Source organism: Arthrobacter methylotrophus (genome assembly GCF_039539965.1).
In the GTDB taxonomy this organism is placed as follows: domain Bacteria; phylum Actinomycetota; class Actinomycetes; order Actinomycetales; family Micrococcaceae; genus Arthrobacter; species Arthrobacter methylotrophus.
Genome location: NZ_BAABED010000001.1, coordinates 2,963,159 through 2,982,564, shown reverse-complemented (window position 1 = coordinate 2,982,564; position 19,406 = coordinate 2,963,159). Strand labels below are relative to the sequence as shown.

Here is a 19,406-nt window from a genome sequence, read left to right as displayed (position 1 = left end):
ACCGAAGAAGGCGGCACAATGGACGTGCTGAAGGGCCGGCGCCCCACACTTGGACAACTTGAAGCCGGACGGGTCAGAATCTTCTAGATGATTGCTGTCAGCCACACGATCGCAGAAGATTCGGGCGGTCCAAAAGGCTCGCCGCGATCTCGCGACACGGCAAGGCAGCGGCGGTTCGCCCAGGGGCTTTTTCAGGACAGGAAATCCGAACTGCCCTTGGTCCGTCCGGCGTCAGGAATGGTGCGGGACTTGGCCCGGTAGGGTGAAGCGGGATAGACGCCGAGCATTCTCAGCTCGTCGGTGAAGAATTCGAGTTCCTCAAGCGCTAGGCGTACTGAATCATCGCTCGGAGACCCCTCAACGTCGGCCATGAAAGTAGTTGCGGCGAATTCATTTCCAACCATGTAGCTTTCAAGACGCGTCATGTTCACGCCGTTCGTAGCGAAGCCGCCCAGAGCTTTATACAAGGCGGAAGGCACGTTTCTGACCCGGAAGAGGAAACTTGTCATAACCGGCCCCTGGTTCTCTCCGGGGGAATGTTCTCGGCGTTCCTTCGAGAGGACAACGAAGCGGGTCGTGTTACTCGGGTCGTCCTCAACGTCTGTCGCTAGCACCTGAAGACCGTAGATGTCCGCGGCGAGCGGAGGAGCCAGGGATACCTTGGAAGGGTCATTCCAATCGCGAACCTCCCGCGCCGAACCGGCGGTGTCGCCAGCCACGACGGGTTTCAGCCCCATCGATCGAATCAGCTTTCGGCACTGGCCCAGCGCGTGCACATGACTGTGAACTTCACGCGCCTGTTCGATTTTGCTTCCGGGGATCCCCAACAGGTGGAAGCGGATGCGGAGGAAGTGCTCACCAATGATGTGGAGTCCGGATTCCGGGAGAAGGACATGGATGTCCGCGACCCGTCCTGCGATTGAATTTTCAATCGGAATCATCGCGAGATCCGCTTCTCCACTCTTGACCAAGTCCAAGGTGTCCTCGAAGCTGGGGCAAGGCACCGATTCCAGATCCGGGAACATCTGCATGCAGGCGATGTTTGAATTTGCGCCCGGTTCTCCTTGGTATGCGACCTTACGAGACATAAATCAGATACCTCCACTCTCTTGGTATGCCAGAAATAGGATGCGGTTGGCACCAAATACGGCAGGGTCACCGGGCAGAGCTCCGCCTCGGGGCCGCGATCAGGCCAGTCTTTCCCACGACCTTCTCGAGAGTACCGGTATCAGGGCAGGGCTGGGGCCACTTCGGCCGTCGGCGACCCGTCTTGGCCTCCATAACCATCTTCATGATTTTCACGAAGAGACTAGAATATGTTTAGCATTGCTAATTAGCGTCGCTAACCATGGCGTCTTGCGGCTAGGGAGGATCTATGACCAAGGCCAAAGCGGATTCCACTCACCTCGGGGAAGGCATACGCCCGGATGTCCTAGCGATCGAGCTGCGGACTGCCGTGATGCGCACATCCCGGCGGCTCCGGATCGAGGCCAGCGGTGATGTGCTGACGCCGGGGCAGTACACGGTCCTGGCCCATCTTCGGAGCGGGTCCCAGACGCTCCGCCAGCTGGCGGAGCGGGAGCATGTCCAGGCGCCGTCGATGACTCGGATCGTCAATTCGCTGACCGACAAGGGATTTGTTTCGCGTTCGGCGGATCCCGTGGATGGCCGCCAGATCCAGATCCGGATCACTTCGGCCGGCGAGGAAGTCCTGGAGGAGGCCCGGAGCCAGCGGACCGCCTGGCTGGCTCAGCGGGTTGCGGGACTCAGCGAGGACGAGCGCCTGACGCTGAGCCGAGCGGCGCACATTCTGCAGGAGTTGAGTGCACGATGAGCGCCATGTTCCAGGCTTTGGAGAATCGCAACTACCGCTTGTGGGCGTCCGGGGCATTGGTGTCCAACATCGGCACGTGGATGCAGCGGGTCGCTCAGGATTGGCTGGTGCTGACGGTCCTGACCGATCATTCCGGTACGGCGGTCGGCGTCACGACGGGTCTGCAGTTCCTCCCGATGCTTTTGCTCGGACCGTATGGGGGTGTGCTTGCGGACCGATACCGCAAGCTGGTGATCTTGCGGTGCACGCAGTTGGTCATGGGTTTGTGTGGATTGCTGGTTGGGCTTCTGGTCCTGACCGGCTCGGCGCAGTTGTGGCAGGTCTATGTGGCTGCTTTGTGCCTTGGGGTGACCGGCGCCATTGACGGGCCGGCACGCCAGGCCTTTGTCTCCGAGCTTGTGGGGCAGGAACATGTTGCAAACGCCGTGGCACTCAACTCTGCCTCCTTCAATACCGCCCGGCTCACCGGACCGGCCATTGCCGGGGTGCTGATTGCCTGGATCGGCACGGGACCGGTCTTCCTGCTCAACGCGGCCAGTTTCGCCGCTGTCATCGTGTCCTTGTGGCGCATTCGGCCGTCCGCCCTGTTCCCGGCGGTGCCGGCAGGCAACGGGAAACATCCGGTTCTCGAGGGCTTCGGCTACGTCAGCAGGCGCCCGGATCTCGTACTCATCCTTTGCATGGTCGGGATTCTGGGAGCCTTCGGCATGAACTTCCCGGTGACCAATGCGCTCATGTCCACCACGGAGTTCGGCATGGGCCCGGGGGAGTTCGGCCTGTTGGGCTCCGTCATGGCGATAGGGACGCTCGCCGGGGCGTTGCTGGCAGCCCGAAGGTCCGGCCCGCGGATGCGCTTCCTGCTGGGCGGGGCCATCTGTTTGGGCTTCTTCACCCTCGTTGGCAGTGCGTCCCCGTCGTTCTGGTTCTACGCGGTGTCCCTGATTCCGGTCGGCGTCGGATCGATGACTTTCCTGAACAGCTGCAATACGAGCATCCAACTCTCGGCCGAGCCACAATTCCGGGGACGCGTGCTGGCGCTGTATATGGCCGTCTTGCAGGGCGGGACTGCTGTGGGGGCTCCTCTCATGGGGTGGATCGGCACTGAATTCGGTGCGCGCTGGGCCGTGGCAGTGGGCGGAACGGTCGTCCTGCTGACTGCCTTGTGCTCGGTGATTGTGGTCAGCCGGAGCAGGAGCCTGACCTTCCGGAGCCAAATCCGGAAGGTATTCATTGGCAAGGTACGCGGCTCGGCAAAAGCCAGCAACTGATGTTAATGGGCTTTATCCGGCCAAGCTGCAGCGCGCATTCCACGCGGGGCTTTCCTGATAACAGGTAAGGGCGCTGTGTCGAAGAACCGATATTCGCCCGCGGGAACACGGATTGTTCCCGCGGCCTCCGCTTTCTCGCGGATAAAATCGTGGTCGTCCCGGGAGACGACAACCTGACCACGCGGGTCGCACTCAATGTCGCCGTGCGCGCCCTTGCTGAACTTGGCCGACATGGCGGGCGGCAAGACAACGCATGCCGGATTTTCAAGTAGCCATGTTCGGGTTCCGGAATCGAGCCGGTCCCATTCGTCCTTGATGCTCACGCTGGTGAATACCGCCTTCCTGCATGGCCTTCCCGAAAGTGAATTCTGTTTAGACTACGCCTGAGGTCAAGCAGATGACAGGACTTCTTCGGCGAGAGGAAGTTGATTTGCCGCGCAGAAGAGCTCGCCATTAGCTTTCGGGATCGTTTCCGACGAACGTACCGGGCGGCATCCAGGTGCCAAACACAGGGCCTGGATCCGGCCGCTTTGCGTGCCGCCCGTCGTCGGAGATCCCTTTCTTGATACGTTGCAGGACCCACGGGAACAGGTGCTCGCGTGCCCAGACAATGTCATCGGCCCTTGCCTCGCGCCAGGTGCGCCCGGCCAGGTCTTTCGGTGTCATCGGCTCCAAGGTGTGGGGAACGTTGAGGGTATCGAGCACCATGATGGCGATGGTGTGCTGGCCCAGTGGGGAGAAATGCAGCCGGTCCGGATCCCACATTCGTGGGTGGGTGAGTTGGCGCAGCGCCCAGAGATCGGCGATGACCGCATCGTGGCGCGCGGCGATCGTGCGCAAGTTCTCGTTGAAGATGGCGACCTTGGTGCGGGTCCGTCCCAACACCGGCGTAGCGCCCCAGTCCGGGCCGGCGAACAACACAACGGTTGCGCCGGTAGAGGCCAGGAGTTCCACGCCGGCGTCCATCCGGGCGGCAAGTTTGTCGGGATCGCTTCTGTGGAAGATCAGGTCATTGCCACCGGCATTGACAGTGATCAGATCCGGTTGCAGTGCCAGGGCTGGGCCGACCTGCTCATCGAGGATCTGGTGGAGCAACCGTCCACGGATCGCCAAGTTCGCGTAGGCGAAATCTTCGTGTCCGGCACTCAGTTCTTCCGCTACCCGGTCCGCCCAGCCCCGCAGACCCCCCGGGTTCCGCGGTTCCGGGTCGCCTACCCCTTCCGTGAACGAATCCCCTAGGGCCACATAACGGCTCCACGGGTGCAGGCCGGCCCCGAAGCCAGCGGAGCCACCCTCCGCCGGACTATCGGCGCTGGGAGCGTTCATCCCTCCATAGTGACCCTACCCGGCCGAACGCGCCATGGGGGGCGACGGGGCGGGTCGCACGGTGAGTTCAGGTTGACCCTGCCGGAGCGGCGTGACGTTACTGGCCGGCCCGCTTGCCGTCCTGCGAATCCTGCTTGTCCTCGTCACCGCCGGTGAACATCAAGCCTTTGGGCTGGATGGAGGCAAGGTCCTCGATCGCCGCGAGAGCGCCGGTCCCCAGATCCAGGTTTGCCAGATACGACGGGCCTGCGTCGGGTACTACCGCTGAGACGGCTTCGCCTGCCTTGAACGGGCCAGTGATGGAGAAGACCTTGTTGTCCTTCGGGTCCGTGACCAGGAGAGTCTGGTCGGAGTGGGCAGCGAACACGGTGTCATCCAGCGGCTGGGCAACCGACAGGACTTGGAGAGCCTGCTTTCCGCTGCCCGGGTTGGAGGTGAAGATCAACTGCTGGTCCGCCTGCGCGTCAAGCATGAAGGAGTTCTTAAACCGCGGAGCGGACGCCGGAACCTGGGTGTTGGAGTCCGGGTCCGTGAGGCCAAGCGTGGTTGCCTTTCCAGCCTGGGGACCATTGGCTGCGGTAGCCGTAGCGCTGTCGCCGAAGAAGGGCGTCAGTTTGGCGGTGGTGCCTTCCAACGCGACGGAATAGGCGGCCGGGCCAGAAGTATCAGCCGGCGCTGAAGCGCTGACCAGGATCTTCCCGTTCACGACAGATACGGCGTCGGTGCCACCACCGTGGGTGAGGCCCGAATATGTGTACGTGGTCAGCGGCTTCGCCTGGTCCGGGCTGAGGGTCGAGAAGCTCGAATTGCCATCCTCGTTGGCGGTGAGGAGAAGACGGTGGTGTTCCGGATCCGCCGTAAGGCCATCAACCTTGCCCGTGACTTGCCAGGACTTGCCGGGCTTTCCGTCGAGGCTGAACTGCTGAACGGTGCTGGCTGTGGCGCCGTTTGCGGAGGCCTCGCCCAAGGGACCAACGTCATTCTGGAACGAGACGTACACGGAGTCGCCCATGCGCGTGATGTCGTCAGGTGCTGACTCAGCGCCGGCCGGGGAAAACGTCTTCACAGTGAATCCGGCGGCCGGGGCGTGTGCTTCGCTCTCCTCAACAGCGGATGCCGGCAGGGCAACGGAGGCAAGAGTGGAGGCAGCAAAGGCCGCGCCCACCAATACCACGGAGGTGCGCTTGAGCTTGTTGGGTGTAACAGGCATTGAAAATCGTCCTTAGATTGGGGAAACGATGTCCCTGCCAAGCTACGGATGCGGGCTGGGAGTGAGCCGTCTAAAGGGCAAACACGCGGAACCCCGGAGGTTAACGGGGGTTGTTTCAGCCGCGGACGATGGCACTTCCCAGGATGCCCTCTGCCATTCCTGGGTGCATCTGGTTTCTTGTGGGAAGGGCAGACATTGCTGTATGTTACTCACCAGTAACTTACGCAAAGGAGTGCCATGTCCAAGGTAGGAATCGACCTCGAGAACCTCCCGTACGCCGATGGCGACTTCTATGGCTTTGAGCAGCTGCTCACGGGCAAGGAGCATGACCGGCTGGTCGAGATTCGGGCTTTCCTTTCCCGTGAGGTCAAGCCGATTGCGGTGGATTGCTGGAACCGTGGGGAGTTCCCTATGGACCTGATCCCCAAGCTGGCCGAGATCGATCTGGTCAGCCCGGTAAGGCGCCAAGGCTATTCCAATGTGTTCGCAGGCCTCGTCCATGCTGAGGCAACCCGCGCCGATGCCTCCATTGCCACGTTCATGGGCGTTCACGACGGCTTGTTCACTGGTTGCATCGAGTCATTGGCATCTCAAGAGCAACAGGACGCCTGGCTGCCGGACATTTATGCCCTCAAGAAGCTCGGCGCCTTTGGACTTACCGAGCCCTTGGGAGGCTCGGACGTCGCAGGGGGGACCCGGACCACTGCGCGCCGCGAAGGAGACAACTGGATCCTCAATGGAGCCAAGCGCTGGATCGGCAATGCCACCTTCTCTGACTGGGTAGTGGTTTTCGCTCGCGACCTCGCAGACAGCCAGGTCAAGGGCTTCCTGGTGGACACGAGCGTGTCGGGATTCAAAGCCAGCAAGATCGAGAACAAGATTTCGCTGCGGACCGTCCAAAACGCCGACATCACCCTCGAAAACGTGGTGGTCCCGGACTTCTTCAAACTGGCCAACGCCAATAGCTTCAGGGACACCAACAAGGTCCTCAAAGCCACGCGGCTCTCGGTCGCGTGGCAGGCCGTGGGGCAGCAGCTTGCGGCGTTCGACGTTGCTCGCCGCTACGCCGTTGAACGGAAGCAGTTTGGAAGGCCCCTGGCTTCGTTCCAACTGGTGCAGCAACAGTTGGTGCAGATCCTGGGCAACACAGTCGGCTCCATGGGCATGATGGTCCGCCTGGCCCAGCTTGAGGATGCCGGACTGGCCAAGGATGAGCAATCCGCGTTGGCGAAAGCCTTCACCACGGCGCGCATGCGAGAAAGTGTCGCACTGGGCCGGGGCATCCTGGGCGGCAACGGTATCGTCACTGACTATGAGATGGCCAAGATCTTCGCCGATGCCGAGGCGATCTATTCCTACGAGGGCACCCACGAAATCAACACCCTCGTCACGGGGCGGGCCATCACGGGGATTTCGGCCATCGTCTGACGACAGCAGCTCTATTGGCAGCAACACCGACGGCCGAAGATCCGTGACGAGGGCAAGCGGGTTGACGTAGTCCTCCCCGCGCCGCACACCCCAGTGGATGCACGGCGACGCAGAGCAATGGCCCGTTTTCACCGCCCCGATCGCTTGACCTTTGTTGACAGTAGCGCCCTCTTTGAGCTCGCTGCTCACGGGCTCAAAGCTGCTCCGTAGCCCGCCTCCGTGGTCGATGGTGATCACGGGCCGATCCACCACGAAGCCCACGAAGCTCACGGTTCCGCCGGAAGGAGTGGCGACCGTGGCGCCGTCGTTGGCTGCTTGCAAATCCACGCCGCGGTGCCCGCTTTGCCAGGGTTTGTCCGGTGGATCGAAACTACGCATGACTGTGGGCCTGGGGGATAGCGGCCACACCCAGTCCGGGCGAGTGCTGGCTGAAGCGGCTGAGCCGGAATTCGGTGCAGCACCGGCGGGTGCTGTACCCAACGCCAGAACCACGAGTAGATGGCCTAGGAGGTTTACCATTCTCATGGATCAAGCCTTGGCCAGCTCCGTGGGTACCGAAAGTGGCACGTTTGGCTATGTGGAAAAACGGAGCGAAAACAGCGGGAACATCGAAGGTAAGCCTCATGCATCGCGGTCATGAGGCTGAAGGCGCTGTAGTACACTTGGTGGAGCAGTTTGCTGTGCCCTCAAGCTTGTTCAGAAGCGCTTCTCATTCAGTTGCGCGGGGGCTCCAGGCTGACTACGCGTATCCAACCCTCCAATTGCGAATCCCCGCGGATTCAACGCTGCGGAGGATTGTGCCTCTTGCGGTCCGGCGAGTCATTGGCCGGATGGGAAGTGCAATGGATGCCAGGAGCCAAGGCCCGTTCGGGTCCGGCTAACTAACCGTCAACTATGGCAGGGTAAGAGCGGCCCGTGTGGCTCTCTCATGAATGACCTGCCGGAAGGAGCGTCGGCATGCCCGTCGTAACTATGCGCCAGCTGCTTGACAGCGGCGTCCACTTTGGACACCAGACCCGTCGTTGGAACCCGAAGATGAAGCGATTCATCTTCACGGAGCGCAACGGCATCTACATCATCGACCTTCAACAGTCGCTGTCCTACATCGACCGTGCTTTCGAGTTCGTCAAGGCTACCGTCGCCCACGGCGGCACCGTCCTGTTCGTCGGCACCAAGAAGCAGGCTCAGGAAGCAATTGCTGAGCAGGCTACCCGAGTCGGCCAGCCGTACGTCAACCAGCGCTGGTTGGGCGGTATGCTCACCAACTTCCAGACCGTTGCCAAGCGCATTCAGCGCATGAAGGAACTCGAAGAAATCAACTTCGAGGACGTTGCGGGCTCCGGTTACACCAAGAAGGAGCTCCTGCTCCTCAAGCGTGAACTCACAAAGCTGGAAACCAACCTCGGTGGTATCCGTAACCTGACCAAGGCTCCTTCCGTTCTGTGGGTTGTCGACACAAAGAAGGAACACCTTGCTGTTGACGAAGCCAAGAAGCTGAACATCCCGGTTGTTGCCATCCTGGACACCAACTGCGATCCGGACGAAGTTGATTTCCCGATCCCGGGCAACGACGACGCCATCCGCTCCGTCAACCTGCTGACCCGCGTGGTTGCCGACGCTGTTGCTGAGGGCCTCATCGCTCGTAACCAGCGCGCAACCGGGGCTGCAGAGGCACCGGAAGAGCCGCTGGCTGAGTGGGAGCGCGAGCTCCTCGAAGGCAGCAAGGCCGAAGCCCCGGCTGCCGAGGCTGCTGAAGCCCCGGCCGCCGAAGCTCCGGCTGCTGCTGAAGCACCGGCCGGCGAAGCCGAAGCAGACAAGTAAATCCGGACCTTCCCGGCACCGGATATCGGCGCAGGGAGCTACTGACAGGATGGCGGCCCACACGGTGGGCTGCCGTCCTGTCAGTCCGTAAACACATAAATTTCTAGACAGAGGGGTTCACATGGCGAACTACACTGCTGCTGACATCAAGGCCCTGCGCGAGCGCACCGGCGCCGGCATGATGGACGTCAAGAAGGCTCTTGACGAGGCCAACGGCGACGCCGAGAAGGCCATCGAGATCATCCGCATCAAGGGTCTCAAGGGCGCTACAAAGCGTGAAGGCCGCTCCACCGCGGAAGGCCTGGTTGCAGCCAAGGTCACGGGTGGCGTCGGCGTAATGATCGAGGTCAACTGCGAGACCGACTTCGTTGCGAAGGCTGACAAGTTCATCCAGCTGGCCGACAAGGTCCTGGCCGTCGCTGTCGAGTCCGGTGCTGCCGACCTCGAGACCCTGCTGGCCATCGACGTCGACGGCAAGCCCCTTTCCGAGGTTGTCGTCGAAGAAGGCGCCGTCCTCGGCGAGAAGGTTGTTGTCCGCCGCATCGCCCGCATTGAAGGCGGCACGGTTGACGCTTACCTGCACAAGACCTCCAAGGACCTCCCGGCCCAGGTCGGCGTCCTGTTCGCCGTCGAGGGCGAGGGCGACGCCGCTGCTACCGCAGCCCACGACGTCGCAGTCCACGTTGCAGCCATGGCTCCGAACTACCTGAGCCGCGAAGACGTCCCGGCTGAACTGGTCGAGTCCGAGCGTCGCATCGCCGAAGAGACCGCCAAGGCCGAAGGTAAACCGGAAGCCGCCCTTTCGAAGATCGTGGAAGGCCGCGTGACGGGCTTCTACAAGGGTGAGGTTCTCTTGGACCAGGCATTCGCCAAGGACTCCAAGAAGACAGTTGCACAGGTCCTGGAAGAGGCTGGCGTCAAGGCAACTGCAGTTGCCCGCTTCCGCGTCGGAAACTAGTCAGATTCAAAAAGGGGCGGCCACCGCGGTGGCCGCCCCTTTTGCATGCAACGGCCCGTGCGCCCGGCAGGCACGCGCCGAGCGCATCTACAGTGAGCAGCTTTCTGCCGCGCCCCTCAGCAAGATAATCTAGCCAGAGTCCATTAACGGGAAGGCACCATGGAAACCGAGAACACTGCAATCCAGCCCGGGAAGTCCCGACGCCGCGTGCTGCTGAAGCTGTCCGGCGAGGTCATTGGCGGCGGAAAGCTCGGTGTAGACCCGGAAACCGTCCGCGCTATCGCCAAGCAGATCGCCGCAGCCGTTTCCGAAGTCGAGGTGGCAATCGTGGTCGGCGGCGGCAACTTCTTCCGAGGAGCCGAATTGTCCCAGAGCGGCATGGACCGCTCTCGAGCCGACTACATGGGCATGCTCGGCACCGTGATGAACTGTCTGGCCCTTCAGGACTTCCTGGAGCAAGCGGGCGTCGAGACCCGCGTCCAGAGCGCCATCACCATGGGCCAGGTGGCCGAGGCCTACATTCCGCGCCGCGCCATCCGCCACATGGAGAAGGGCCGCGTCGTTATCTTTGGTGCGGGCGCAGGTCTTCCTTACTTCTCCACTGACACCGTTGCCGCCCAGCGCGCGCTCGAAGTGCACGCCGACGTCGTCCTGATGGCAAAGAGCGGTGTGGACGGCGTGTACACGGCGGATCCCAAGAAGGATCCCTCGGCCGAGAAGCTCGAAAGGCTCAGCTACGACGACGCATTGCGCCGTGACATCCGCGTCATGGACCAGACCGCCATGACCATGTGCAAGGACAACGATTTGTCCATGGTGGTCTTCGGTATGGAAGGCGAGGGGAACGTCACCCGCGCCATCCTCGGCGAAAAACTGGGCACCCTGGTCACTCCCTAGCAAGGGCTAGGATATTTCTAGGACTCTTCCGCCCGCAGGGGCGGAAATTTATTGTGCATCGCGGCCCGTGGACCGGGGCGCGACTATTTCTGAGGAGAAACCGTGATCGAAGAAACCTTGCTCGAAGCCGGGGAAAAGATGGACAAGGCGGTTGAGGTGGCCAAAGAGGATTTCGCGACCATCCGTACTGGTCGCGCCAACCCCGGGCTCTACAGCAAGGTGATCGTGGAATATTACGGCACCCCCACACCGCTGCAGCAGCTGGCCTCGTTCGCAATTCCGGACGCCAGGACCATTCTCATCACCCCTTACGACAAGACCGCACTGCGCGATATTGAAAGGGCCTTGAGCGATTCCGAGGTGGGTGCGAACCCATCCAACGACGGCAACGTCATCCGGATCACCATCCCGGAGCTGACCCAGGAACGCCGCAAGGAGTACGTCAAGATCGTCAAGGGCAAGGGTGAAGACGCAAAGGTCACCATCCGCAGCATCCGACGCAAAGCCAAGGACTCCCTGGACAAGCTCGTCAAGGACGGGGAAGCCGGCGAAGACGAAGGTGCCCGTGGCGAAAAGGAACTCGACGCCCTCACCAAGGCACACGTCGACGGTATCGACGAGCTTCTCAAGCGCAAGGAAGCCGAGCTGCTCGAGGTCTGATGAGCGAGGCTGAGCCGGCGCCCGCGCGGGGAATTCCCACACGCGCCAGGCGCCAACGCGGCAACCCGACGCCCAAGGCCGGCCGGAATCTTCCGGCCGCTATCGGCGTCGGGCTTGCCATGCTCGTTGCGGTTCTCGGGGGGCTTCTGTTCCTGCCGTTGGGCTTCGTTCTCTTGACCACGGCCTTCGCGGTGCTCGGTGTGTGGGAGATTTTCCGGGCTCTGGAAGGCCAAGGAACGCGGATGCCGATTGTCCCCGTGCTGGTTGGCACGGTGGCCATGCCGTTGGCAGCCTACTTCGGCGGTCCCGAAAGCCTGCTTTTTGCGATGGTGCTCAGCAGCACGGCCGTCCTGCTGTGGCGCTCGCTTGAAAGCGCCGCCGGCGCGCCCCGCAGCGTCTTCGCGGGAATTTTCACTCTTGCCTGGGTCCCCTTCCTGATCAGCTTCGCCGTCTTGCCCCTCCACGCGGGCGGGGGAGCGACGACGGCGGGTCCCTGGCCCGGTGGACAAGTTCCGGCAGGCGCCTGGCAGATTGCCGTGATGTTCTTGCTGGTGGTATCCAACGACACTTTTGGTTATCTCGTAGGCGCATTGTTCGGCAAGCACCCGATGGCTCCCAAGATCAGCCCCAAGAAGACCTGGGAGGGTTTCGGAGGCTCGGTGGGCGGAGCCGTGGTCATCGGTGTCCTTGCCAGCATCTTCGTCCTGGGTCGGCCGTGGTGGGTTGGCGTGGTTCTTGCCGTTGGGATGGTCGCGGCGGCCACCGCCGGCGACCTCGCTGAATCCATGGTCAAGCGGGAGCTTGGCGTCAAGGACATGAGCAGCATCCTCCCCGGGCATGGCGGGGTCATGGACCGCCTAGACTCGATCGTCTTCGCGGCTCCCACAGCATTTATTCTTTTCGCGCTGTTGAGCGGCGCCTGACAACCACCCAGAAGGAAAGCAGTGGCAGTGGACATTCGTCGCCAGATCCCCGCAGCATTTGAGCGTGTGGAGCATAGCAAATACGGCTACAACGCAAAGCAAGTTGACCAGTTCTTCCAGCTCGCCCGGCTGTCGTTCGAAAACAAGGCCGAGACCTCGGAGAAGATCGGCAGCAACGATGTCCGTTCTGTTTCTTTCGATCCCGTCAAGGGCGGCTATGACGCTGCTGCTGTGGACGCCGCGCTGGACCGCCTCGAAGACGCTTTTGCCCGCCGTGAACGTGATGAGCTGATAGCCGCCGAAGGCGAGGAGGCCTGGCTGCTCAAAATCGGCAAACTTTCCGGGGTTTTGCGCGGCCGCTTGCACCGGCCGGACGGCGAACGCTTCCGCCGGCCGGAGAAAAAGCGAGCGCGTAGCTACAACATCGCCGAGGTTGATGCCTTGTGCCTTTCCCTTATCGGTTACCTCGAAAACGACAAACCACTGAGTGTCGATAGTGTCCGCCGTGCTTCGTTCTCTGCGGCCAAGGGGCACGACGGCTACGAAGAGGCACAGGTTGACGCCTTCCTGGACCGGGTTGTCGAACTCATGGCGGCGATCGACTAAGTAAAGACAGCCAACGCTCGCTCATAAATACGGCCAAAGGGAGGAACCCTCCTGCAGATCAATTCACAGATCTGCAGGAGGGTTCCGTCTTTTGGCTTCATAGCTGAGCGAGCATCCGGGAATTAATATTGGAACGGGAGGGATTCTCGCCGCAACTGTCGCTGGGGACGTCTAGTGGTTGTGGCCGCTTGGCAGGGAATGCCCTCCATGCGGGACAGCATGCTGACCGGCCACCGAAGCGGCGAGTCCCGGCGTCGTCACTGTTGCGACAACGACGGCGGCGGCGAAGGCAGCCGCCAAGAGCGCACCCGTCCGTGGGGGCGCCGTCGCCGTTCCGCCGTCGTCGTCTCCACCGCCGTCGTCGCGGAACCTTCGGGCGAGCCACGCAGAGGATCCCAGTGCCATGAGGACCAGGAAAAGGGCTGCCAGATGGCCGCCGTCGAGTACTCCTTGGACAATACCTGCCACGAGCACGGCGACGTGCACGAGCACGGCCACGAAGAGGCCTACGGTTGTCGGTTTACGGAACCGGAGCCGCCCCCGTTGGAGACTGGCAATCGAGCTGGCGAGCAGCGCCAGGCCCCAGACCGCAAAGATGCCGCCCGCCCACATGAGCGATCCCCGGCTCGAAATGTAGCTTGATGCGATCGAAAGCTCCACGAGGCCCGCCCCCATTCCCGCGAAACACGAAAACAGGGTGACGGACGCCCCAGCCGTAGCTCCCACGGACGTCGCAGCTTGAGCTGACACGGACGGCTCCTTCCGGGTTCAGATTCTCCTAGACGTGGGCCCTGGCGGTGTTTGCCGGAACCTTGTCCTGCGAGAGGCCGACGCCGAGCAGCACCACTGCGCTGGCCAGGTGCAGCACGTTGTCTGCGCCGTTAAGGGCAATGATATTCAGGGCCGAGCCGACGAGGAACAGCCCGAGGATACCAACCAGCAGGTAGACGCCGCCCACGGTCGAGTTCACGGCCTTGGACAGGGCGGCGCTGTTCATCCCGGCATACAGCAAAGCTGCGCCGATGGCGAGGTGGATGATGTTGTGCAGGGGATTTACCGCAAAGATGATCAGATTGGCACCCTCGGTAGCGAAGAATCCGATTCCCGAGGCGACGAAGAATCCAATGACACCCACGAGCAGGTAGACGGCTCCAAAGACGGTGGCGATCAGGCGGTTGGGCGAAGTGCGCATGGTCCAAACCTTCCGGTATGGCCGGGTTTGCATCCGGCCTGTGTTCGAAACCCCGGACGGGGCTCTCAACCAGATATTCGGACCACGAGGGGAAATGGATGGGTGGGAGGGCACGAATTTTTTTCGGCGTCGGCGTCGGCGGCAGATTGGGACTGACGACGGATGGCGTCAAGCCATTGCCTTCTTGGTACTTCGGTTCAACAGCGGTTGCACCCGGAAGGGAATCAATTCGCCCATCGACATGGCGGTGTCGGTTCGTTCCACTCCATCGCACGCAAGGATCTTGCCGTTGACACGGAACAGATCCTCGGCGTCGAGCGCTACCACGCGCAGCAGGAGGTCAGCCGATCCGGTCAGCCCGTAGCCCTCCAGGATTTCCGGGATTTCAGCGAGGTCTGCGGCCAACTGCCCGAGCTTTTGCTGTTGCACATGCACGGAGATGAACGCCATGAGCGGGTAGCCGAGGGCGGCCGGATTGATGCGCCGTTCGAAGGAGAGGAACGCATGTTTCTTCTCCAGCTGGGCCATCCGGGCCTGAACCGTATTTCGCGATAGTCCCAGCTTCTGTGCCAAGGCCACCACGGTGCCGCGGGGGTCCTTCGCCATGGCCGAAAGCAGGCGAGTGTCAGTGCCATCCAAAGCTTGCATAATGCGCAACGTTAGCACGGTAAGAGCGAGTCAGATAGGGCAGAATGCGCAGAATTTTCGACGGTGGTTGTACCCAATGAGCATTGTGAGTAGGGTCACAATTAATCTAGGCGACGACGCCCGGGTGCTGGCCCACGGCTGGATCACAAGTCCACCCTCGGCCTGCGAGCACGAGCTGAAAGGTGCGATCAACTGTGTTGACGGACGAAGTCGGCCAGGACGCCTACAAGGCTCCGAATCCCGGAATCAGTGCAGAAAACCCTCGTCGGACCGGCGGGAACCTGGTCCAACTGATTTCCCCAGAGGGGGAACGCATCAGCCACCCGGAGTTTGATCTCTGGGTCAGTGATGTCACGGACGAGCAACTGTGCTCGCTGTATGAGGACATGACGGTCATCCGCCGCATCGACGCCGAGGCCACGGCCTTGCAGCGTCAGGGGGAGTTGGCCTTGTGGCCGCCACTGCTGGGCCAGGAAGCATCGCAGATCGGTTCGGGCAGGGCCCTCCGGGATGACGACTTCGTCTTCCCCAGCTATCGGGACAACGGCGTGGCCTACTGCCGCGGTGTCGAGGCAACGGACCTGGTCCGTGCCTGGCGAGGTAACGCTTCCTCCGGCTGGGACCCGTACCGCCACAACATCGCCACCCAGCAAATCATCATCGGCTCGCAGTCATTGCACGCGACCGGCTACGCCATGGGCATCCAGCACGATGGCGCCGACTCCGTTGCGGTTGCGTACTTCGGTGATGGCGCCACGAGCGAGGGCGACGTCAACGAGGCGATGGTCTTCGCCGCAAGCTTCCAAGTGCCCGTGGTCTTCATTTGCCAGAACAACCACTGGGCCATCTCCGAACCCGTCCGGATCCAGTCCCACATCCAGATCGCCGATCGTGCCTCGGGCTTTGGAATCCCCAGCATGCGTGTCGACGGAAACGACGTCCTGGCCGTCTTGGCGGTCACCCGCATTGCACTGGACCGGGCGCGCAAGGGCGGCGGGCCAACCTTCATCGAAGCGGTGACCTATCGCATGGGCCCGCACACGACGGCGGACGATCCCACCCGCTACCGCGACGCCAACGAGCTTGAAGACTGGGCGGCCAAGGATCCGATTGCCCGCCTCCAGACGCTCCTTCGCAACAAAGGACTGCTGACGGAAGAGGTCGAAGCCAAGACCCAGGCCAAAGCCGACGAGGTGGCGAGGGAGCTGCGGGCAGGCGTCATCAACATGCCGGATCCTGCCCCGCTAGACCTTTTCAACCACGTCTACAGCACGCCCAACTCCTGGATCGAACGCCAGAAGGACCACTACTCCCGATATCTGGAAAGCTTCAGCGGATCCACCCAGGAAGGGGCACTCTGATGAGCAAGCTGACATTCGCCCGCGCCATCAACGCCGGCCTGCGCAAGGCCCTCGAAAACGATCCCAAAGTTGTCCTCATGGGTGAAGACATCGGCTCACTCGGTGGCGTTTTCCGCGTGACCGACGGCCTCCAGAAGGACTTCGGGAAACACCGCGTAGTTGACACCCCCTTGGCCGAATCCGCGATCATCGGGACCGCCGTCGGCCTGGCCTACCGTGGTTATCGTCCGGTGTGCGAAATCCAATTCGACGGCTTCATCTACCCGGCGTTCGACCAGATCGTCAGCCAGGTTGCGAAGATGCACTACCGGACCCAGGGCCGCGTCAAGATGCCGATCACCATCCGCGTTCCTTTCGGCGGGGGAATCGGTTCACCGGAGCATCACTCCGAATCCCCGGAGGCCTACTTCACCCACACCTCGGGATTGCGCGTCATCAGCGTCTCTAATCCGCAGGACGCCTACACCATGATCCAGCAAGCCATCGCCTCGGACGATCCCGTGCTGTATTTCGAGCCCAAGCGCCGCTACCACGACAAGGGTGAAGTCGATGAGACCGCGGATCTTTTGACGGCACTTCCCATGGAAAAGGCCAGGGTGGTCACCACCGGAAGCGATGTCACGCTGGTGACGTACGGCCCGCTCGTGAAAACCGCGGGCGACGCCGCCATGGCTGCCGCCGATGAAGGCATCTCCGTGGAGGTTATCGACCTGCGCTCCCTCGCGCCGATCGACTTCCCGGTAGTGGAAGCCTCCGTCCGTAAGACCGGCAGGCTGGTCATCACCCATGAGGCTGCACAGTCAGGCGGTCTTGGAGCGGAAATCGCCGCCAGCATCACCGAACGCTGCTTCAACTACCTTGAATCGGCGCCGGTCCGGATCACCGGATTCGACATTCCGTACCCGTACTCAAAGCTCGAAATGCACCATCTGCCGGATCTGGACAGGATTCTTGACGGCGTGGACCGGGCTCTTGGCCGCGGCAACTCCCTGAGCGGCCTGGAAGGATGAGCGCCACCATGATCAAGGAATTCAGGCTTCCTGACCTCGGCGAAGGACTCACAGAGTCGGAAATTCTGAGCTGGAAGGTTGCGGTGGGGGATACCGTGACCTTGAACCAGGTCATTGCCGAGGTCGAGACGGCCAAGGCCGTGGTGGAGTTGCCCTCACCCTTCGCCGGAACCGTTGCGGCCTTACACGAACAAGCCGGTTCGGTGGTAGAGGTCGGCAAGCCAATCGTTTCCTTTGAAGTCGACGACGCCGGTGACTCACCTTCCGGTGGTTCCGATGCCGGCACTCCCGGGGCGTCCGACTCCGAAGGGGCGTCCGACTTTGAAAAGGCCTTGGCCAAGCGTGAGCCAAACCTGGTGGGTTACGGAGCCGTCGTCGAAAAGTCCGGACGCCCGGCCCGGCGCCAACGGAACTTTGACGGAGGCGTGACCGAACACGAGCCCGTGAACGAACCGCTCGCCGAGCAGCCTGTCCAAGTGCCAGTGGCTGTTCCAAGCGAGCCGACGGCGGAACAGGAACGTCCGCGATCCACGCCTCCGGTCCGCAAACTGGCAAGGGACCTCGGAATTGACCTTGAGATGGTCAAGGGGACCGGGTCGGGAGGGCTCATCACCCGTTCCGATGTCCAGGAGTTCGCCGCTGTGGACCAGAGGCAAGTCTCTGTGTCTGCGGTCACCCCGGCGCCCGCCCCGATCTACGCGGGCGTGCCCGGTGAACGCGAGACCCGTACTCCCATCAAGGGAGTCCGCAAGTTCACGGCCGCTGCCATGGTGCAGAGTGCGTTCACGGCGCCGCATGTGACGGAGTTCCTGACTGTCGATGTCACGCCCACTATGGAGCTCCTGACGAGGCTGAAGACCAGCCGGGAGTTCGCCGGTTACAAGCTCACGCCGTTGACGCTCGCGGCCAAGGCAGTCCTGATTTCCCTGCGCAGGAACCCGAGCCTGAACTCGCGATGGGACGACGCAGCACAGGAGATCGTGCAGTTCAACTACGTGAACCTGGGCATCGCGGCAGCCACGCCGCGGGGCCTGACGGTTCCGAACATCAAGGATGCGGACAAGATGACGCTGCTGGAGCTTTCCACGGCGCTGTCCGAGCTCACGGACACGGCGCGTTCCGGCAGGACCTCTCCGGCAGATCTGGCGGGCGGGACCATCTCGATCACGAACATCGGTGTCTTCGGGATCGATGCCGGAACCCCCATCCTGAACCCGGGCGAGGCTGCCATCGTGGCACTGGGATCGGTGCGCAAAGCTCCCTGGGTGCACAACGACGAACTCGCGGTGCGCCAGGTGATGTCGCTCAGCCTGGCTTTCGACCACCGGCTGGTGGACGGCGAACAAGGCTCGAAATTCCTGGCCGACCTGGGCGCGATTCTGTCTGACCCGGCAGCAGTCATGACCATGATCTAGTCCCATACCCAACTAACTCGCAGTTGTTGTCGTTATGAGCCCTCAAAACGACAACAACTGCGAGTTAGTTGGGCCTCTAGTTAGCCGTGAGGGCTGCCAGAGCCATGCGTTCGAGGATGGGCCTGGCGCTTTTAACCGCCATGCGGCGCCCGTGATGCCGGACCGAGTGGGGGGTCGAGTTGATCAAGCCGAAGGCAGCGTGGGCCCGGACCCGTAGCTCTCCGGGATCGGCGTCTGGATGAAGTTCGCCAAGCACACCCACCCACAGTTCCACGTAGTTGCGCTGGAGGGTGCGGACTTCGGCTTGGTCGGATGCGCTGAGGTTGCTGAAGTCGCGGTCCTGGACCCTGATGACATCGGGATTGCTGAGGGCGAAGTCAACATGGAATTCCACGAGTCCGCGCAATGCGGACTGGGCGTCGGAGGCTTCGGATACCACGGTATGGCCGCCGTCGAGCAGATTGCGGCTGACGCTCAGCAGCAGCTCGGCGAGGACGGCCTGTTTTCCGGAGAAGTGCCGGTACACGGCCGGCCCGCTGACTCCTGCGGCGGCACCCAGGTCCTCCAGCGACACACGGTTGAAGCCATCTGCAGCGAACAGCCCGGCCGCGGCGGCGAGAAGCGCTTTGCGCCGTGTTTCCTTGGCCTGGCTTCTTTGGGTCGGTGCCTGGCTGTCCTGCTTGGGGCTCCCCGGGAAGGTGGCCACAATTCCTCCTCTTTGCAAGCGTCCAATTCCACGTCGGGTACCGAGCCAAGTCCGGTGCCGGGGTGATGGACAACACAGTTAATAGAGACTAACCTAAATTCCAGTTATGCGGTACTAACTGAGATGGCCATGGGCCGGGATGG

21 protein-coding genes and 1 pseudogene are annotated in these 19,406 nt (G+C 62.1%); 13 read left to right on the top strand and 9 right to left on the bottom strand.

Translation table 11 applies throughout. The annotated features are described in order from the left end of the window. Positions 1 to 191 precede the first annotated feature (191 nt). Complete coding sequence (locus tag ABD884_RS15710; protein WP_345047593.1) at positions 192 to 1,088, bottom strand: prephenate dehydratase; 897 nt, start codon at positions 1,086 to 1,088, stop codon at positions 192 to 194. A gap of 287 nt (positions 1,089 to 1,375) precedes the next feature. Between ABD884_RS15710 and ABD884_RS15705 the strand changes: the two genes are divergently transcribed. Continuing rightward, positions 1,376 to 1,834: a MarR family winged helix-turn-helix transcriptional regulator gene (locus ABD884_RS15705; RefSeq protein ID WP_345047591.1), complete on the top strand. Its 459-nt coding sequence runs from the start codon at positions 1,376 to 1,378 to the stop codon at positions 1,832 to 1,834. Then, positions 1,831 to 3,102, top strand: coding sequence for an MFS transporter (locus tag ABD884_RS15700; protein ID WP_345047589.1), 1,272 nt, complete (start codon positions 1,831 to 1,833; stop codon positions 3,100 to 3,102). The genes ABD884_RS15705 and ABD884_RS15700 overlap by 4 nt, the downstream gene beginning before the upstream one ends. A gap of 2 nt (positions 3,103 to 3,104) precedes the next feature. Here ABD884_RS15700 and ABD884_RS15695 read toward each other — a convergent pair whose 3' ends face one another. The 3 genes from ABD884_RS15695 to ABD884_RS15685 all read right to left on the bottom strand — a co-directional run bounded on the left by ABD884_RS15695 (position 3,105) and on the right by ABD884_RS15685 (position 5,638). Next, positions 3,105 to 3,425: a hypothetical protein gene (locus tag ABD884_RS15695; protein ID WP_345047586.1), complete on the bottom strand. Its 321-nt coding sequence runs from the start codon at positions 3,423 to 3,425 to the stop codon at positions 3,105 to 3,107. A gap of 130 nt (positions 3,426 to 3,555) precedes the next feature. Continuing rightward, on the bottom strand, positions 3,556 to 4,428 hold the full coding sequence (locus tag ABD884_RS15690; RefSeq protein ID WP_345047582.1) for an SGNH/GDSL hydrolase family protein: 873 nt from the start codon (positions 4,426 to 4,428) through the stop codon (positions 3,556 to 3,558). 97 nt (positions 4,429 to 4,525) lie between these two features. Further along, positions 4,526 to 5,638 carry a hypothetical protein gene (locus tag ABD884_RS15685; RefSeq protein ID WP_345047578.1) on the bottom strand — a complete coding sequence of 371 codons (1,113 nt, stop codon included), beginning with the start codon at positions 5,636 to 5,638 and terminating at the stop codon, positions 4,526 to 4,528. A gap of 237 nt (positions 5,639 to 5,875) precedes the next feature. On the opposite strand from ABD884_RS15685, the gene ABD884_RS15680 reads away from it, so the two are divergent. Then, complete coding sequence (locus ABD884_RS15680) at positions 5,876 to 7,066, top strand: acyl-CoA dehydrogenase family protein (protein ID WP_345047576.1); 1,191 nt, start codon at positions 5,876 to 5,878, stop codon at positions 7,064 to 7,066. A gap of 117 nt (positions 7,067 to 7,183) precedes the next feature. Here ABD884_RS15680 and ABD884_RS15675 read toward each other — a convergent pair. Then, positions 7,184 to 7,444, bottom strand: a pseudogene (locus ABD884_RS15675) (M23 family metallopeptidase); the annotation flags it as partial. A 245-nt stretch (positions 7,445 to 7,689) separates the two neighbouring features. On the opposite strand from ABD884_RS15675, the gene ABD884_RS15670 reads away from it, so the two are divergent. From ABD884_RS15670 to ABD884_RS15640, 7 genes are all read left to right on the top strand, one after another. Beyond that, positions 7,690 to 7,947, top strand: a complete 258-nt coding sequence (locus ABD884_RS15670; RefSeq protein ID WP_345047573.1) for a hypothetical protein — start codon at positions 7,690 to 7,692, stop codon at positions 7,945 to 7,947. Between the two features lie 76 nt (positions 7,948 to 8,023). Continuing rightward, a complete protein-coding gene (gene rpsB, locus ABD884_RS15665; RefSeq protein WP_028266560.1) occupies positions 8,024 to 8,887 on the top strand; it encodes a 30S ribosomal protein S2 in 864 nt (287 codons plus the stop codon). Positions 8,888 to 9,008: 121 nt separating this feature from the next. Next, positions 9,009 to 9,845: a translation elongation factor Ts gene (tsf, locus tag ABD884_RS15660; RefSeq protein ID WP_028266561.1), complete on the top strand. Its 837-nt coding sequence runs from the start codon at positions 9,009 to 9,011 to the stop codon at positions 9,843 to 9,845. Positions 9,846 to 10,004: 159 nt separating this feature from the next. Further along, positions 10,005 to 10,742: a UMP kinase gene (pyrH, locus tag ABD884_RS15655; protein WP_028266562.1), complete on the top strand. Its 738-nt coding sequence runs from the start codon at positions 10,005 to 10,007 to the stop codon at positions 10,740 to 10,742. A gap of 102 nt (positions 10,743 to 10,844) precedes the next feature. Then, positions 10,845 to 11,402 carry a ribosome recycling factor gene (gene frr / locus ABD884_RS15650; protein WP_028266563.1) on the top strand — a complete coding sequence of 186 codons (558 nt, stop codon included), beginning with the start codon at positions 10,845 to 10,847 and terminating at the stop codon, positions 11,400 to 11,402. After that, positions 11,402 to 12,325, top strand: a complete 924-nt coding sequence (locus ABD884_RS15645; protein WP_345047566.1) for a phosphatidate cytidylyltransferase — start codon at positions 11,402 to 11,404, stop codon at positions 12,323 to 12,325. Before frr ends, ABD884_RS15645 begins: the two co-directional genes overlap by 1 nt. A gap of 21 nt (positions 12,326 to 12,346) precedes the next feature. Beyond that, on the top strand, positions 12,347 to 12,931 hold the full coding sequence (locus ABD884_RS15640) for a DivIVA domain-containing protein (protein ID WP_345047563.1): 585 nt from the start codon (positions 12,347 to 12,349) through the stop codon (positions 12,929 to 12,931). Between the two features lie 171 nt (positions 12,932 to 13,102). Here the strand turns inward: ABD884_RS15640 and ABD884_RS15635 are convergent, their stop codons facing one another. From ABD884_RS15635 to ABD884_RS15625, 3 genes are all read right to left on the bottom strand, one after another. Beyond that, on the bottom strand, positions 13,103 to 13,681 hold the full coding sequence (locus ABD884_RS15635; protein WP_345047560.1) for a hypothetical protein: 579 nt from the start codon (positions 13,679 to 13,681) through the stop codon (positions 13,103 to 13,105). Positions 13,682 to 13,709: 28 nt separating this feature from the next. Beyond that, positions 13,710 to 14,123 (bottom strand): DUF4383 domain-containing protein, encoded by a 414-nt coding sequence (locus ABD884_RS15630; protein ID WP_345047557.1) that lies wholly within the window; start codon positions 14,121 to 14,123, stop codon positions 13,710 to 13,712. Between the two features lie 168 nt (positions 14,124 to 14,291). Further along, positions 14,292 to 14,771 (bottom strand): Lrp/AsnC family transcriptional regulator, encoded by a 480-nt coding sequence (locus ABD884_RS15625; RefSeq protein WP_345054902.1) that lies wholly within the window; start codon positions 14,769 to 14,771, stop codon positions 14,292 to 14,294. Positions 14,772 to 14,965: 194 nt separating this feature from the next. Here ABD884_RS15625 and pdhA point away from each other — a divergent pair, with 194 nt between their 5' ends. Genes pdhA through ABD884_RS15610 form a run of 3 tightly spaced genes read left to right on the top strand, consistent with a single transcriptional unit; the run spans position 14,966 to position 18,557 of the window. After that, positions 14,966 to 16,132, top strand: coding sequence for a pyruvate dehydrogenase (acetyl-transferring) E1 component subunit alpha (gene pdhA, locus ABD884_RS15620; RefSeq protein ID WP_376953520.1), 1,167 nt, complete (start codon positions 14,966 to 14,968; stop codon positions 16,130 to 16,132). Then, complete coding sequence (locus ABD884_RS15615) at positions 16,132 to 17,142, top strand: alpha-ketoacid dehydrogenase subunit beta (protein ID WP_345047555.1); 1,011 nt, start codon at positions 16,132 to 16,134, stop codon at positions 17,140 to 17,142. The genes pdhA and ABD884_RS15615 overlap by 1 nt, the downstream gene beginning before the upstream one ends. After that, on the top strand, positions 17,139 to 18,557 hold the full coding sequence (locus tag ABD884_RS15610) for a dihydrolipoamide acetyltransferase family protein (RefSeq protein WP_345047551.1): 1,419 nt from the start codon (positions 17,139 to 17,141) through the stop codon (positions 18,555 to 18,557). The genes ABD884_RS15615 and ABD884_RS15610 overlap by 4 nt, the downstream gene beginning before the upstream one ends. Positions 18,558 to 18,633: 76 nt before the next feature. On the opposite strand, the gene ABD884_RS15605 is transcribed toward ABD884_RS15610, so the two are convergent. Continuing rightward, on the bottom strand, positions 18,634 to 19,263 hold the full coding sequence (locus tag ABD884_RS15605) for an SACE_7040 family transcriptional regulator (protein ID WP_345047549.1): 630 nt from the start codon (positions 19,261 to 19,263) through the stop codon (positions 18,634 to 18,636). Positions 19,264 to 19,406 lie beyond the last annotated feature (143 nt).

Excerpts from the sequence above, each read along its gene's own strand:
- ABD884_RS15710 (WP_345047593.1), bottom strand. The coding sequence starts at position 1,088 with ATGTCTCGTAAGGTCGCATACCAAGGAGAACCGGGCGCAAATTCAAAC.
- ABD884_RS15705 (WP_345047591.1), top strand. The coding sequence starts at position 1,376 with ATGACCAAGGCCAAAGCGGATTCCACTCACCTCGGGGAAGGCATACGC.
- ABD884_RS15700 (WP_345047589.1), top strand. The coding sequence starts at position 1,831 with ATGAGCGCCATGTTCCAGGCTTTGGAGAATCGCAACTACCGCTTGTGG.
- ABD884_RS15690 (WP_345047582.1), bottom strand. The coding sequence starts at position 4,428 with ATGAACGCTCCCAGCGCCGATAGTCCGGCGGAGGGTGGCTCCGCTGGC.
- ABD884_RS15685 (WP_345047578.1), bottom strand. The coding sequence starts at position 5,638 with ATGCCTGTTACACCCAACAAGCTCAAGCGCACCTCCGTGGTATTGGTG.
- ABD884_RS15680 (WP_345047576.1), top strand. The coding sequence starts at position 5,876 with ATGTCCAAGGTAGGAATCGACCTCGAGAACCTCCCGTACGCCGATGGC.
- ABD884_RS15670 (WP_345047573.1), top strand. The coding sequence starts at position 7,690 with ATGCATCGCGGTCATGAGGCTGAAGGCGCTGTAGTACACTTGGTGGAG.
- rpsB (WP_028266560.1), top strand. The coding sequence starts at position 8,024 with ATGCCCGTCGTAACTATGCGCCAGCTGCTTGACAGCGGCGTCCACTTT.
- tsf (WP_028266561.1), top strand. The coding sequence starts at position 9,009 with ATGGCGAACTACACTGCTGCTGACATCAAGGCCCTGCGCGAGCGCACC.
- pyrH (WP_028266562.1), top strand. The coding sequence starts at position 10,005 with ATGGAAACCGAGAACACTGCAATCCAGCCCGGGAAGTCCCGACGCCGC.
- ABD884_RS15645 (WP_345047566.1), top strand. The coding sequence starts at position 11,402 with ATGAGCGAGGCTGAGCCGGCGCCCGCGCGGGGAATTCCCACACGCGCC.
- ABD884_RS15630 (WP_345047557.1), bottom strand. The coding sequence starts at position 14,123 with ATGCGCACTTCGCCCAACCGCCTGATCGCCACCGTCTTTGGAGCCGTC.
- ABD884_RS15625 (WP_345054902.1), bottom strand. The coding sequence starts at position 14,771 with ATGCAAGCTTTGGATGGCACTGACACTCGCCTGCTTTCGGCCATGGCG.
- ABD884_RS15615 (WP_345047555.1), top strand. The coding sequence starts at position 16,132 with ATGAGCAAGCTGACATTCGCCCGCGCCATCAACGCCGGCCTGCGCAAG.
- ABD884_RS15610 (WP_345047551.1), top strand. The coding sequence starts at position 17,139 with ATGAGCGCCACCATGATCAAGGAATTCAGGCTTCCTGACCTCGGCGAA.